Source organism: uncultured Dysgonomonas sp., from assembly GCF_900079725.1.
Lineage (GTDB): Bacteria > Bacteroidota > Bacteroidia > Bacteroidales > Dysgonomonadaceae > Dysgonomonas.
On sequence record NZ_LT599032.1, the window covers coordinates 2,252,045 to 2,267,341 of the forward strand.

The following is a 15,297-nucleotide window of genomic DNA, read 5'->3' on the forward strand; positions in this document are numbered from 1 at the left end:
CAATGCATAATATCAAATTTTAAAATATTTTCGCTACATTGCACTTTATATACCAGAATAACATACTCATATAAAGATGAAAGACTCTATTCATTTGAAATATCTGATAGTAAATGAAACAGACTTACTATGGGGGCTGACTGTAAACTCGGTAGGCTACCAGAGTATAGAATCCAATATGCCTTACCCGCCGGGAAATCACCCTACCAGATACTTATTTTCTACAGATAGAGGACGCATTTTGGATGAATACCAGCTTCTATATATTACCAAGGGGAAAGGCTCTTATATATCCAACATATCGGGAAAGAAAGAAACTCATCCGATAAATGAAGGCCATATGTTTCTCCTGTTTCCGGGCGAGTGGCACAATTATATGCCTGACAAGCAAGCAGGATGGGACGAATACTGGATAGGCTTTAAAGGGATTAATATCGATAGCCGAGTTAGCAATGGTTTCTTCAACAAAGAAAAACCGATATACAATGTAGGTCTCAACAATGAGGTTGTCCAATTATATAAACAAGCGATACAAATTGCGATTGAACAGAAATCGGGGTTCCAACAAATGCTTGCCGGAATTGTAAACCATTTACTCGGATTGGCATATTCTTTAGATAAAAACTACCTCTTTGAAAGTTCCGAATCGGTCAATCAGATCAATAAAGCCAAAATCATTATCCTTGAAAATTTCAAAGAGATAAAACCTCAGGAGATAGCCGACCAATTAAATATGAGCTATTCCAATTTCCGAAAAATATTTAAAGAATATACAGGTTTTGCTCCGTCGCAATACATTCAGGAACTAAAAATACAGAAGTCGAAAGAATTACTGACGAACACAATGATTCCTGTAAAAGAGATAGCCTATATGATGGGTTTCGAAAATCAGGAATATTTCTTTACTGCATTCAAAAAGAAGAATAATACAACACCTATCGAGTACCGGAAATTTACACAGGGCCCGAAAAACCCATAAAAGGCACATCACCCGATTTTGTCATTTTTTATAATAGGACTGTCAAATTGTTAATTTATATAGACAGGCAAAACTACTATCTTTGTCAGTTTCCATAAATCTCTATCGTAGCCTGATAACGAAGAAAAATCATGAATCCTGAAGTCAATCAATAAATGAAGAGCATGCGAATAATATTAAACCTAGCATTAATTACCTTATTATTAGTAAGTAATAATATATCCGCCCAGCAATTACCACTCCCATTTCAGGATGGTACCAATGTAAAATCCAGGACAAGCAGTCTGGTATATAATTACCTTACCCCTACGCGTATTATCTGGACTTCTGACAATAATAGCGAAAAACATGTAATAAACACCCAATCTATCCTAAAACAAGGAACAGGCCAAGCCGATCTGAATGCAGGAACTTATCTTAAACTAATTGGTGATAATACGAACAAAGGCGGTATTATTCTCGATTTTGGCAAAGAAATACAGGGTGGATTGGAAATAATAACGTCTATAAACAATAAGAATCCGGCAGGAAAAGTACGTATCCGCTTCGGAGAGTCCGTTGCCGAGACCATGAGTGATATTGGAGGTGAAGGCGGAGCTACAAACGATCATGCCATGCGTGATTTTATAGTGACACTACCCTGGCTGGGACGACTCACTGTAGGCGATTCCGGATTTCGCTTTGTCCGCATCGATGTTGTAGACCCTGATACGGAAGTGGAAATAAAGGAAATAAGTGCTGCATTTGCATATAGGGATATCCCCTATCTGGGCTCTTTCCGTTGTAATGATGAACGCCTGAACCAGATATGGCTTACAGGTGCATATACGGTACATCTCAATATGCAGGATTACCTGTGGGATGCTATAAAACGCGACCGATTAGTATGGGTGGGAGACCTTCACCCTGAAGTAATGACAATCAATGCTGTTTTCGGATATAACAATGTTGTACCTAAAAGTCTCGATCTGGCACGGGATATTACACCTCTGCCTGCATGGATGAACGGTATCAGCTCATATTCCATGTGGTGGATTATAATCCATCGCGACTGGTATCTATATCAGGGCAATCTGGAATATCTTAAAGAGCAACAGGAATATATGTCTCGATTACTTAAACTTTTAAGTGAAAAGATAGACAACAACGGAAAAGAGATACTGGACGGCAATCGTTTTCTCGACTGGCCATCGAGTGAAAATCCCCAGGTCATTCATGCCGGCCTGCAATCTATGATGGTAATGACATTCGATGCAGGGGAAGAATTGAGCAGAATACTGAATGACAAAGAGAGTGAAAAACTTTGCCAATCGGCTTTAAAGAAACTAAGAAAATATGTACCGGACATAACTTCGTCCAAACAGGCAGCTTCCCTGCTAAGCCTATCCGGGCTTATCGCACCAAAGAAAGCAAATGATGAAGTATTGGCACAAAACGGAGTGCATGGTATGTCTACCTTCTATGGCTACTATATGCTGAATGCCCGTGCAAAAGCAGGCGATTATAAAGGTGCGATAGATAACATACGTGAATATTGGGGTGCTATGCTCGACCTTGGAGCAACCTCGTTCTGGGAAGATTTCGATATAGACTGGATGAAAAATGCAGCACGGATTGACGAGGTCGTACCCGAAGGAAAAGTAAATGTTCACGCCTCTTATGGGGGATATTGCTATAAAGGATATCGCCATAGTTTTTGTCATGGCTGGGCTTCGGGTCCTACTACATGGCTTAGTAGACATGTACTGGGGGTAGAACCTTTAGAAGCCGGATGCAAAAAGGTACGGATTACCCCTAATCTGGGAGATTTGGAATGGGCAGAAGGTGCTTTTCCTACTCCGCATGGGATCATAGAGATAAAACATACAAAACAAGCCGATGGGAAAATCAAATCGGAAATTAAGGCTCCTGAAGGAGTCGTTGTGGTGAAGTAAAACAAATCCTGCTATACAAAATAGTTTCACTTTATACCGCACACACCATTTTTAACAACAACTTTATTTTTAACTTATATCTACTGGACTTGTATTCCTTTTAGGCTATCCAAAAAGGAATATGGGTTATTTTGTGTTTGTATATATCCTAAAAGAATAGTACATTTAATACAAATGTATAATTAATATTATTTATAAATATCACCTAAAAAGAACTGTTGACAACTTGTTTACAACCTGTTGACAAAGTATTACAAGTCAAACATTATCAAGTCAATATATATGTTGAAAACTTATGAACATGGTTGTTAAAAACTTTTAGTCAATTTTAAGTGGGGAAATGTGGGGAAAAGTGTATAATTTTCATACCTTTACGTCGCATATTGTATATAGTTAAAATTCAAAGTGTTAATGATTCAATTTTTGGGTAATATAGAAGCGAAAATCGACGCGAAGGGGAGGGTCTTTGTGCCGGCTGCCTTCAGGAAGATTCTTCAATCTTCTACCCAGAATACATTGATACTCAGAAAAGATCTGTTTCAGGATTGTCTTGTCCTCTATCCCGTGGAAGTATGGGAAGAAGAGGTAGCAAAATTACGTTCGCGCTTAAGCAGATGGGATCGAGAGCAACAAGCTCTTTTCAGGCAGTTTGTTGTTGATGCCGAGCGTCTCGATATAGATACGAACGGACGCATCCTGATATCGAAGCGATATTGCCAGATGGTAAGCATCCTATCCGATGTTAGATTCTTAGGGGTAGATAATACAATTGAGATATGGGCAAAAGAAGGGCTGGAAAAGACGCTTATTCCGGCAGATGATTTCAGTTCCCGTATACAGACATTAATGAACAACGACTCACAATACGACTAATCATGACTGAGATATACCATACACCTGCACTGCTCCACGAAAGTGTGGACGGTATGAATATTCGTACCGAGAGTATTTGTGTAGACGTAACATTCGGCGGTGGCGGACATTCGAAGGAGATCCTTTCCCGCCTCGGCAACAAGGGACATCTGTATGCTTTCGATCAGGATGAAGACGCTATCAACAATATACAGGAGGATAGTAAATTCACGTTCATCCGGAGCAATTTCCGCTTCCTAAAGAACTTTATTAAATATCACGGCGTAGAAGAAGTGGACGCTATTCTTGCCGATTTGGGCGTGTCATCACATCATTTCGATGCCGAAGACCGTGGATTTTCTTTCCGTTTCGAAGATAGTGATCTGGATATGCGCATGAATCAGAAAGCCGGGAAAACGGCAGCACAAGTGCTGAATATATACACCGAAGAGCAGCTGGCAGATGTCTTTTACTTATATGGTGAGCTTAAGCAGTCGAGGCGCATTGCGTCTGCGATTGTAAAGACTCGGAAAGAAAAACCTTACAGGAAAGTAAGTGACTTGCTGGATACGCTGAATTCCTTTGTCGGGAGAGGCGAAAAAGAAAAGAAAGTTTTGGCTCAAGCCTTTCAGGCACTTCGCATAGAGGTGAATGAAGAGATGGAAACTCTGAAAGAAATGCTTGAACAGGCTCTTGACATATTGAAACCGGGCGGTCGTTTGGTCGTTATCACCTATCATTCTTTGGAAGACAGGCTTGTGAAGAACTTCTTTAAGACAGGTAACTTTGAAGGGAAAGTGGAAAAAGACTTCTTCGGGAACTTTGAAACGCCATTCAAATTGATAAACAATAAAGTAATTGTGCCTTCACGGGAAGAAGAGGAAAGAAACCCGCGTTCGAGAAGCGCTAAACTAAGGATAGCAGAGAAAATTTGAGTTGTTAATAAATTACATAGGACTTGTAATAGAAATGAAAGCGAAAGATATAAAAAAGAAAGTGATGTATATTCTGGGAGGGACAGTTCTTACAGAGGACTTCTTCTGGAAGAATGCACGTTTCATTATCACTGTTTTTGTTATTCTCGTCTTATATATAAGCAACAGATACAGTTGTATAGAAAAGAGGTCTCAGATAGAGTCGTTGCAGCATGAACTGAAAGATGCGAAATTCGAATCATTGACTATTGCGGCACAGTTGATGGGAGTGAGCCGTGAGTCGAAAGTAGAGTCTTTGATCCAGCAGAACGGAGTAGACTTGCAGCAAACCAAAGAGCCTATTTATAAAATTAAGAAATAGAAGAGACTTTCTCGGAAAAAGGATATGGCAAAGAAATCAGAAGGAACGATGAAGAATGTAGCAGTCAGCCGTTATGGTTGGATTGTCTTTTTCATGTCTTTCGTGTTTATAGCAATTATTGTTTGCATTTTCAAAATCAAATATGCGGAAGGGCCCGAATGGCGCGAGCTTGGCAAACAGGAAACTGTAAAAAAAGACCGGGAGATACGTCCCAACCGCGGAAATATATATGCCGATGACGGCCGTCTGCTTGCAACCAGTGAACCCTTGTATGGCGTATATGTCGACTTCATGTCGGAGGGTATAAAGAAAGATACGTTGATGAAATACGTAACCCCTCTGTCTCAGGAGTTAGCGAAAAAATTTCCGGATAGAAATGCCGCTCAATACAAAAAGATAATATTAGATGGCTGGGCACTTAGCCGCAAAGAACTGGACGAACTGGAGCGCAACCGGAAAAGTGGTTCCAACAAGAAGGTAAAAGTAAGAAGCCGTTATGTAAGAATTATTCGCCCCGATATAAATTATGTCGACCTGAAAGAACTGAAAACATTTCCGTTCTTTAATCAGCGCAGCAACAGGAGCGGTCTTTTCACCGAAGAAAAGACAATGCGTCTGAAACCTTTCGGCCGATTGGCTGGACGGACCGTAGGCTCTATCTTTAAAGATTTTGAAGACGGGGGGGCGAGTGGACTGGAGTTGAAATATGATTCAATACTCAAAGGTGTGCCCGGGTTGAAAACACGTGAGCGTGTGCAAGGCCGCTGGATAGACGTAGTATTGGAAGAACCTGTCGATGGCTGGGATATAAAGACCACACTGAATGTGGATATTCAGGATATGGCAGAAAAAGCCCTTTACGGCAAACTGGCTGAAACAAAAGCCGAATCAGGTGTAGCCATTGTAATGGAAGTAGCTACCGGCGAAATAAAAGCGATAACCAATCTCGACAGGGTATCGGAAGGAGTATATGCCGAAGGAAACCCGAATGCATTCTCGTGGATGTCCGAACCGGGTTCCACATTCAAGACCGTATCGGTGATGGTAGCCCTCGAAGACGGGGTAGTTACACCAAATGACTCTGTGCGTGTCGGCAATGGGCTTTTCGAATATAAAGGGCGTGTTGTGCGCGACCACTACTGGCGTACAGGGGGACGCAAAGAGTTTATGACTATTACCGAAGGGATGTATATTTCTTCCAATGTTGTTATGACTAAAATGATTCTGAAGGGCTATGAAAATAATCCTCAGAAATATGCACAACATATCCGTGATTTAGGTATTACAAAGAAAATAGAATGGGACGTACCTCTGAAGGGTATAGAAGGCACATCCATAGTCCGCATGCCGGATGATAAGGCAAATCCGTGGTCAAAAACGACTCTGGCATGGATGTCGTTCGGTTATGAGACACAGATTCCGCCTATCTACATGCTGATGTTTTACAATGGGATAGCCAATAACGGGAAAATGATAAAGCCTTTCCTTACCAAAGCCTTTATGAAAGATGGCAAGGTGAAAGAAGAATTCGAAACGGAAGTTATCAATCCGGCGTTATGCTCCGAGAAGACATTAGGAGAGGTGAGGGAAATGCTCAGAGGGGTAGTGTCTGACGGTCTGGGAAAAGCAGCCGGTTCTCAACTTTTCCAATCGGCAGGTAAGACAGGTACGGCAATGATTGCATCTCGGGGAGGATACGAAGGTTATTATGTTTCGTTCTGTGGATATTTCCCCGCAGAAGACCCAAAATATACATGTTTTGTTGGGATACGCAGGCCGCAGGGTTCTCCGTCGGGAGGGCTTATGGCTGGATCGGTATTTAAGTCTATAGCCGAAGGCATTTATACTAAACACTTAGTGTCGACTCCTCTACCTGCTCCGAAAGATACTGTAAACTCATTGATTCCTGTAGTTAAGGGAGGATTGCTTAAGAATACAGAATATGTATTGAAAAAGCTAGACCAGAATTATACGTTTTCGGGTAGTAATATCGATTGGATAAAGACGAAGAGCGACTCTCTGTCAGGAGGAATTATATTGGAAGATAATACTTCCGTAAAACAAGGCCTTGTTCCTAACGTTATAGGTATGGGGGCACGTGATGCAGTATATCTATTGGAGAATGCCGGACTTAGAGTCAACCTGACGGGAGAGGGAAAAGTGAAGCGGCAATCTATCCCTGCCGGAAGCCGGATAGTAAAAGGCGGTGGTATTACAATAGAATTGAATTAAGGTCGCAGACCTGTTTGTTACTTGATTAAGTTTATAAGCAATAGGCAGTTAAGCTGGTTAATAATATTATTAAGTACTTTCTTTTACTTAAATAAAGAATACAGATATGAAATTAAAGGATTTATTAAAAGGCATAGATGTAGTTGAAATAAAAGGAGATGAAAATCTTGAAATAACAGCTATTCAGACCGACTCACGTAAAGCAATCGCCGGTTCGGCCTTTATTGCCCTGAAAGGGGTACAGGTAGACGGACACCAATATATTAACAATGCCCTTGATTTAGGAGCTAAAGTTGTAATCCACCAGGAGAAAGTAGATACTTCGAGAGAAGGAATTACTTATGTAAAAATAAAGGACAGTGCAGATGCAGCCGGTAAAATTGCCACCCTATGGTATGGAGACCCTTCTGCCAAACTGAAACTGGTGGGAGTTACCGGAACGAATGGCAAGACTACTACAGCCACATTATTATATGAGATGTTCCGTAAACTGGGGTATAAAGTAGGATTACTATCCACAGTAGCTAACTATATCGATGGCACGGTATATCATGCCACACATACTACGCCTGATCCGCTGTCGCTGAATGAGATGCTGGCAAAGATGGTAGATGCTGGCTGCGAATATGCTTTCATGGAAGTGAGCTCGCATGCGATACATCAGAAACGTATCAGTGGATTGAAGTTCGATGGTGGTATCTTTACCAATATCACGCAGGATCATCTCGACTATCACAAAACGATGGCTGAGTACCTGAAAGCCAAAAAGATGTTTTTCGACAATTTGCCCGAAACTGCTTTTGCCCTTACCAACGCCGATGACAAGAACGGAGCGGTAATGCTTCAGAATACAAAAGCGAAGAAATATACTTATTCGGTAAAAACGCTGGCCGATTTTAAAGCTAAGATTATAGAGAAGCACTTCGACGGCACAGCTGTCGAATTCAATAATAAGGAATTGCAGGTGCAGTTTGTCGGTGTGTTCAATGTGTATAATTTATTAGCAGTGTATGGAGCAACCGTTCTGCTAGGGCAGGACCCGGATGAGGCATTGCTTATCCTGAGTACATTAAAACCGGTATCGGGACGTTTCGAGACATTACGCTCGCCTGAAAACTATACAGCGATTGTTGATTATGCGCATACACCCGATGCTTTAACGAATGTGTTGGAAGCCATCCACGAAGTATTGGAAGGTAACGGGCGTGTGATTACGGTAGTGGGTTGTGGAGGCAACAGGGATAAGACCAAACGTCCGATTATGGCACGTGAGGCTGTACGCCTGAGCGATCAGGTGATACTTACATCCGACAATCCGCGATTCGAAGAGCCACAGGCTATTATCAACGATATGGCTGACGGGCTGAACAGTCAGCAAATGAAGAAAACACTATTGATCGTAGAGCGTGAACAAGCGATTAAAACAGCTTGCACATTGGCCAAAGAGGGCGATGTAATCCTCATTGCAGGTAAAGGCCATGAAGATTATCAGGATGTGAAAGGAGTGAAACATCACTTCGATGATAGAGAAGTAGTAAGAAATATTTTTGGAGAATAAAAAAATCAGAAGGAGCAAATGTTATATTATCTATTCGACTATTTAGACCAGTTAGATTTCCCGGGAGCGGGGATGTTCAGGTATGTCTCGTTCCGTGCAGCCATGGCACTGGTATTATCATTATTGATATCCACTATCATAGGGCGTCGTATCATCGACAAGCTGCAAAAGCTGCAAATCGGAGAAATAGTCCGCAATCTGGGACTGGAAGGACAATTGAGCAAAAAAGGAACGCCTACAATGGGAGGAATTATCATTATCATCTCCATACTTGTACCCGTTTTGCTTTTGGCCCGTTTAGACAATATATATATCATTCTGATGCTTATTACAACCGTTTGGTTGGGAGTTCTTGGCTTTTTGGACGATTATATCAAGGTATTCAAAAAGGATAAAGAAGGACTGCATGGTAAGTTTAAAATAATTGCCCAGATAGGTCTGGGACTTATCGTTGGCATGACGCTTTACCTGAGTCCTGACGTTATTATCCGTGAAAATATAGAATTTCGTAATCAGGATAATGTCATAGAACGGGTCAGTTATACTGCCGAAGGAGCGAAGTCTACACAGACTACCATCCCTTTCATGAAGAATAACAACCTAGACTATGAAGACCTTGTCTCTTTCATGGGTGACTATGCTGAACCTGCTGCCTGGATATTGTTTGTAACGATTGTTATATTCATTGTAACGGCTGTATCGAACGGTGCAAATCTGACCGATGGGCTCGATGGGCTTGCGGCCGGTAGTTCGGCAATAATAGGGGTCACTTTGGGGATACTTGCATATGTATCCGGACACATTGAGTTTGCCTCCTATCTGAATATAATGTTTATTCCGGGTAGTCAGGAGCTCGTTATATTTGCCTCAGCATTTATCGGGGCTACAGTTGGTTTCTTATGGTACAATGCATTTCCCGCACAGGTATTCATGGGAGATACGGGTAGCTTAACGCTGGGGGGTATAATCGGGGTTTTCGCGGTGGTTATCCATAAAGAATTATTGCTGCCTATATTATGTGGTATCTTTATGGTGGAGAGCCTCTCGGTAATGATACAGGTATTTTATTTTAAACTGACCAAGAAGAAATACGGTGAAGGACGCCGTGTATTTAAAATGACACCTCTGCATCATCATTTCCAGAAGGCCGGAAATTCAGGCATACAGGCTTTATTCCAAAAACCGATAGGGGCTGTACCGGAATCGAAAATTGTGGTACGTTTCTGGATTATAGGAATTATCCTGGCTGTACTTACATTAGCAACATTGAAAATGCGATAATATGCAATTTCAAAATTTCAAGATTAAGTCTTGAACAAAAATCTTGAAATTTGAAATCTTGAAATCCTGAAATTAAAGAATATATGAACAAGATAATCATACTGGGAGGAGGCGAAAGCGGAGTTGGTTCGGCCATACTTGCACAAGCAAAAGGATTCGATGTTTTTTTGTCGGATAATGGTCCTTTGCAGGACAAGTATAAAGCAGAACTGGAGCAATACGGTATTCCTTACGAAGAAAAGGGTCATACTGAAGAGCTGGTACTCGCCGCAACCGAAATCATAAAAAGTCCGGGTATTCCTAATTATGCTCCTCTTGTTCACAAAGCCATAGAAAAAGGTATTCCCGTTCTTTCCGAAATGGAATTCGCCAAACGTTATACGACTGCCAAAATGATTTGTATAACAGGGAGTAATGGCAAAACGACCACTACCAGCCTGATATATCATATACTGAAATCGGCGGGGCTGAATGTAGGGCTGGGAGGAAATATCGGGAGGAGTTTTGCCCGTCAGGTCGCGGAAGAAAATTATGATTATTACGTGTTGGAACTAAGTAGTTTCCAGCTCGAAAACATGTATTCTTTCAAAGCTGACATCGCCATCTTACTGAATATCACGCCTGACCATCTGGACAGATACGACCACGATATACAGAAATACATAGACGCTAAGATGCGTATCGTACAGAACCAGACCGAGGCCGACGCTTTCATATTTTGGGAAGAAGACCCTATTGTAAGTAAAGAAATTAAGAAACTGGTATCTAAAGGTAAACAATATACATTCGCCGAACACAAGGTTGGCAATGCAGTCGCTTACCTGAATGATCATGAAATAGATATTAACACTCCTAATTCCGCATTTATTATGGAACAGGATTTATTAGCTCTGGAAGGTACACACAACCTCTACAATTCGCTTGCTTCAGGTATTGCCGCTAAGTTGCTGGATATAACTGACGAAAACCTTCGCCATTCTCTCAGCGACTTTCAGGGAGTAGAGCATCGTCTCGAGAAGGTAGCTAAGGTGAAGGGTGTCCAGTTTATAAATGATTCGAAGGCTACCAATGTGAATTCATGCTGGTATGCTTTGCAGAGTATGAAAACAAAAGTAGTTTTGATACTTGGGGGAACGGATAAAGGAAATGATTATGCCGAGATAGAACAGCTGGTAAAGGACAAAGCGCGCGCCCTTGTATTTCTGGGTGTGGACAATAGCAAGCTGCATAAGTTCTTTGATGGTAAAATAGAAAAGATACAAGATACATCATCGATGAAAGATGCTGTAGAAAAAGCTTACGCATTGGCTGAAGAGGGAGATACAGTATTGCTATCACCTTGTTGTGCCAGCTTCGACCTCTTTAAGAATTACGAAGACAGAGGTAACCAATTTAAAGAATATGTCAGAAAATTGTAATTAGATATGGAATTCAATTTTTTAGGAAGGGCATTTAAAGGTGATAAGGTAATATGGTGCATATTTATAGCATTGTGTATTATCTCTTTGCTTGAAGTCTTTAGTGCTACAAGTACAATTGCCTACCGTCAGCAAAGCCATTGGGCTCCGATACTCCGTCATGCTGCATTCTTGCTGATCGGGTTTGCTGTGGTTATGTTTTTGCAAAGGGTGCCTACCCGCTTTTTCTCCATCTTATTACTGGGCTTACCCATTTCGGCCATACTGCTCATCTTCACTATGTTTATGGGGCAGGACGTGAATGGTGCGCAACGCTGGCTGGGAGTAGGTGCATTTACGATACAGCCATCTGAGTTTGCAAAGATATCGGCTATCGGCTTTATCGCTTTCTTCCTTAGTAAAATGAAGCCGGAAAATGAGACGTGGATTTTTAAGACATTGATTATAGGGATAGTTGTCATTTGCGCATTGATTGCCCCTGAGAACTTATCTACTGCATGTCTTCTCTTTGGGGTATCCGTACTCATGCTATGGATCGGACAGGTGCAATTTAAGCGGCTATTGAAGGTCGGTTTAGGCGGTGCGGCTTTGGTCGGGCTTGTGTTACTTTGTATAACTTTATTACCCGATAAAGTTGTTAAGGACTACTTTCCTGATCGTCTTACCACATGGAAAAACCGTATAGAAAGGCACTCCGGCGAACAGGAAGGAATCTCTATCCACGATAGAAAAGAAGACGGGACAATTGCCTATAAAATCACAGACGACAACTATCAGGTATCGCATGCTAAAATAGCGATTGCAAACGGAGGTGTTATCGGGCTTCCCGGCAGTGGTGTAGAGCGGGATTTTCTGCCGCAGGCGTATTCCGACTTTATTTTTGCAATCGTTCTTGAAGAGATGGGTTTGCTCGGCGGATTATTTGTACTCCTTTTATATGTCGCATTAATGATCCGGTGCGGAGTACTTGCATCGAAATGCGAAAAGAAATTTCCCCGCTACCTCATTCTGGGGGCAGGGCTTATACTTACAATACAGGCTTTGGCTAATATGGCCGTTGCAGTCAATCTTATACCCGTAACAGGGCAGCCATTACCATTGGTCAGCCGGGGAGGAACTTCTACAATTATTACTTGCGCTTATTTCGGGATTATTTTGGCTTGTTCTTCAAAACTGAACGATTCAGATCATGAAGATGTAGACGAAAGCATTGCGAATGTGGATTTTGAAACTTTTGATGAAGCAAATAGAATATGAAACAGCTAAAAGTAATAATAAGCGGTGGGGGCACAGGAGGGCATATATTCCCTGCTATAGCTATTGCCAACACGATAAAAGGGCGTTATCCTGATGCTGAAATCCTCTTTGTAGGAGCTACCGGTCGTATGGAAATGGAGAAAGTTCCTGCAGCCGGATATGAAATTATCGGTCTGGAAATATCTGGTCTTAACAGGAAAAATATCTTTAAGAATATATCTACCGTATTGAAATTCCAGAAGAGCTTAATAAAAGCGAAACGGATACTCAAGGATTTCCGGCCCGATGTCGTAATAGGTGTGGGAGGCTATGCGAGTGGTCCCGTGCTATACAAAGCGAATGCGTTGAAAATACCGACGCTTATTCAGGAACAGAATTCCTATGCCGGGGTTACAAATAAATTCTTGTCAAAGAAGGCTTCTGTAGTATGTGTTGCATACGAAGGGATGGAACGTTTCTTCCCTAAAAGCAAAATAGTAATGACTGGCAATCCATGCCGTCAGGAGTTACTATCTGCTACTATTACCAAGCAAGAAGCAAATAAGGAATTTAACCTCGATCCGAACAAAAAAACAATCCTGCTCATAGGAGGAAGCTTAGGTTCGAGGATGATGAATAAAAGTATTCTGTCGGGAATTGATGAACTGGCTAAGTCTGATGTACAATTGCTTTGGCAATGCGGAAAACTCTATTCGTTCGAAATGAATATGGATTTATCCAGTAAAGGTAGTCCTGAAAATATACATATCCATGAATTTATATCGCGGATGGATTTGGCCTATAAAGCAGCTGATCTGGTTATTTCCCGTGCGGGGGCAAGCTCTATCTCCGAACTTAGCCTGCTCGGAAAGCCTGTGATATTAGTACCTTCGCCGAATGTATCGGAAGATCATCAGACAAAGAATGCGATGGCGCTGGTAAACAAAAATGCAGCTATTCTGATCAGGGATGATGAAGCAATCGAAAAACTTGTACCTGTGGCATTAGACGTAATACAGGATAAAGAAAAACTTAGCATTTTATCAGAGAATATTCTGAAAATGGCACAACCCGATTCTGCCAACCGTATTGTGGATGAGGTTATTAAATTGGTAAAGGAAAATGAATAATATACAATCTATATATTTTATAGGAATAGGCGGTATAGGCATGAGCAATCTGGCGCGTTACTTTATGTCGAAAGGCAAAAAGGTTGCCGGATATGACCGTACCGAAACTTCTCTAACAAAAGATCTGGTTACCGAAGGCGCTGAAATCCATTATACTGATGATGTAAAGCTTATACCGGGCTATTGTAAAGATAAAGGAAGTACACTGGTTGTATATACACCTGCCGTACCGGCTGAGAATGAAGAAGTCAGATATTTTCAGCAGAACGGATTTACTATACAGAAAAGGGCACAGGTATTAGGCATAATCACAAAATCCAGTAAAGCTCTCTGTTGCGCAGGTACACATGGAAAGACTACGACTTCCAGTATGCTGGCACACATTCTTAAGCAGTCGCATCTCGATTGTAATGCCTTTCTGGGCGGTATATTGAAAAATTATGGCAGTAACCTGATGCTTTCCGATAAAAGCGAATTTACGGTGGTGGAAGCGGATGAGTACGACCGTTCTTTCCACTGGCTTCATCCTTATATGGCGCTGGTAACTTCTGTCGATCCCGACCATCTGGATATATATGGTACAGAGGAGGATTATCTGAAAAGCTTTGAGAAGTTTACAAGCCTTATCCAGCCCGGAGGGGCATTGGTGATGAAGCACAATATAAAACTTTCGCCAAAAACAGGAAAAGATGTGCGGGTATATACTTATTCGATGGATAAAGGAGATTTTCATGCACAGAATATAAAAATAGGAAATGGCGAGATCCGGTTCGATTTTGTAACACCGAAGGAAACAATTGACAACATACAGCTCGGTGTACCCGTAAAAATAAATATAGAAAACGGCATTGGTTCCATGGCTCTGGCATGGCTTAACGGAGCCACTGCCAACGAACTACGGCATGGTATGGCCACCTTTATGGGAGCAAAGCGTCGTTTCGATTTTTTGCTGAAAACAGATAAGATAGTGATGATAGACGATTACGCGCACCATCCGGAAGAACTGGCCGCTAGTATAACATCTGTCAAGGAATTATATCCCGACCGTAAGCTGACTGGTATTTTTCAGCCGCATCTGTATACGCGGACGCGAGATTTTGCCTCTGAATTTGCAAAGAGTCTGTCTTTATTGGACGAGCTAGTCCTGCTGGATATTTATCCGGCAAGGGAAAAGCCGATAGAAGGAGTGACTTCGAAGATTATTTTCGATAAAGTCACATGTCCTAAAACATTGTGCAGCAAAGAGGAATTATTACCTTTATTGGAAAATAAGAATGATATAGAAGTTCTGCTCACTGTAGGGGCAGGAGACATCGACCAGCTATTAGGTCCTATAAAGGATATATTGGAACAAAAAATATAATGGTGAAAAGAAGAATCA

The 15,297-nt window shown here is 41.5% G+C and carries 12 protein-coding genes; all 12 read left to right on the plus strand.

Annotated elements, in window-relative coordinates:
* Positions 1-76 precede the first annotated feature (76 nt).
* The 12 genes from QZL88_RS09335 to murC all read left to right on the plus strand — a co-directional run bounded on the left by QZL88_RS09335 (position 77) and on the right by murC (position 15,279).
* Positions 77-979: an AraC family transcriptional regulator gene (locus tag QZL88_RS09335; RefSeq protein ID WP_296940403.1), complete on the plus strand. Its 903-nt coding sequence runs from the start codon at positions 77-79 to the stop codon at positions 977-979.
* Between the two features lie 164 nt (positions 980-1,143).
* Complete coding sequence (locus tag QZL88_RS09340) at positions 1,144-2,913, plus strand: alpha-L-rhamnosidase C-terminal domain-containing protein (RefSeq protein WP_296940405.1); 1,770 nt, start codon at positions 1,144-1,146, stop codon at positions 2,911-2,913.
* Positions 2,914-3,324: 411 nt separating this feature from the next.
* On the plus strand, positions 3,325-3,786 hold the full coding sequence (locus QZL88_RS09345) for a division/cell wall cluster transcriptional repressor MraZ (protein ID WP_296940407.1): 462 nt from the start codon (positions 3,325-3,327) through the stop codon (positions 3,784-3,786).
* A 2-nt stretch (positions 3,787-3,788) separates the two neighbouring features.
* Positions 3,789-4,700 carry a 16S rRNA (cytosine(1402)-N(4))-methyltransferase RsmH gene (rsmH, locus tag QZL88_RS09350; RefSeq protein WP_296940408.1) on the plus strand — a complete coding sequence of 304 codons (912 nt, stop codon included), beginning with the start codon at positions 3,789-3,791 and terminating at the stop codon, positions 4,698-4,700.
* Between the two features lie 34 nt (positions 4,701-4,734).
* Entirely contained in the window at positions 4,735-5,061 is a 327-nt protein-coding gene (locus QZL88_RS09355; protein WP_006799050.1) for an FtsL-like putative cell division protein, read from the plus strand.
* Between the two features lie 24 nt (positions 5,062-5,085).
* Complete coding sequence (locus QZL88_RS09360; protein ID WP_296940412.1) at positions 5,086-7,293, plus strand: penicillin-binding protein; 2,208 nt, start codon at positions 5,086-5,088, stop codon at positions 7,291-7,293.
* Between the two features lie 106 nt (positions 7,294-7,399).
* On the plus strand, positions 7,400-8,851 hold the full coding sequence (locus QZL88_RS09365; protein ID WP_296940413.1) for a UDP-N-acetylmuramoyl-L-alanyl-D-glutamate--2,6-diaminopimelate ligase: 1,452 nt from the start codon (positions 7,400-7,402) through the stop codon (positions 8,849-8,851).
* A gap of 18 nt (positions 8,852-8,869) precedes the next feature.
* Positions 8,870-10,132 (plus strand): phospho-N-acetylmuramoyl-pentapeptide-transferase, encoded by a 1,263-nt coding sequence (mraY, locus tag QZL88_RS09370; RefSeq protein ID WP_006799047.1) that lies wholly within the window; start codon positions 8,870-8,872, stop codon positions 10,130-10,132.
* An 83-nt stretch (positions 10,133-10,215) separates the two neighbouring features.
* Positions 10,216-11,550, plus strand: coding sequence for a UDP-N-acetylmuramoyl-L-alanine--D-glutamate ligase (murD, locus tag QZL88_RS09375; protein WP_296940416.1), 1,335 nt, complete (start codon positions 10,216-10,218; stop codon positions 11,548-11,550).
* Between the two features lie 6 nt (positions 11,551-11,556).
* Positions 11,557-12,807, plus strand: coding sequence for an FtsW/RodA/SpoVE family cell cycle protein (locus QZL88_RS09380; protein WP_296940418.1), 1,251 nt, complete (start codon positions 11,557-11,559; stop codon positions 12,805-12,807).
* A complete protein-coding gene (gene murG, locus QZL88_RS09385; protein ID WP_296940420.1) occupies positions 12,804-13,916 on the plus strand; it encodes an undecaprenyldiphospho-muramoylpentapeptide beta-N-acetylglucosaminyltransferase in 1,113 nt (370 codons plus the stop codon). Before QZL88_RS09380 ends, murG begins: the two co-directional genes overlap by 4 nt.
* Positions 13,909-15,279, plus strand: a complete 1,371-nt coding sequence (gene murC / locus QZL88_RS09390) for a UDP-N-acetylmuramate--L-alanine ligase (protein ID WP_296940422.1) — start codon at positions 13,909-13,911, stop codon at positions 15,277-15,279. Before murG ends, murC begins: the two co-directional genes overlap by 8 nt.
* Positions 15,280-15,297: the final 18 nt, after the last annotated feature.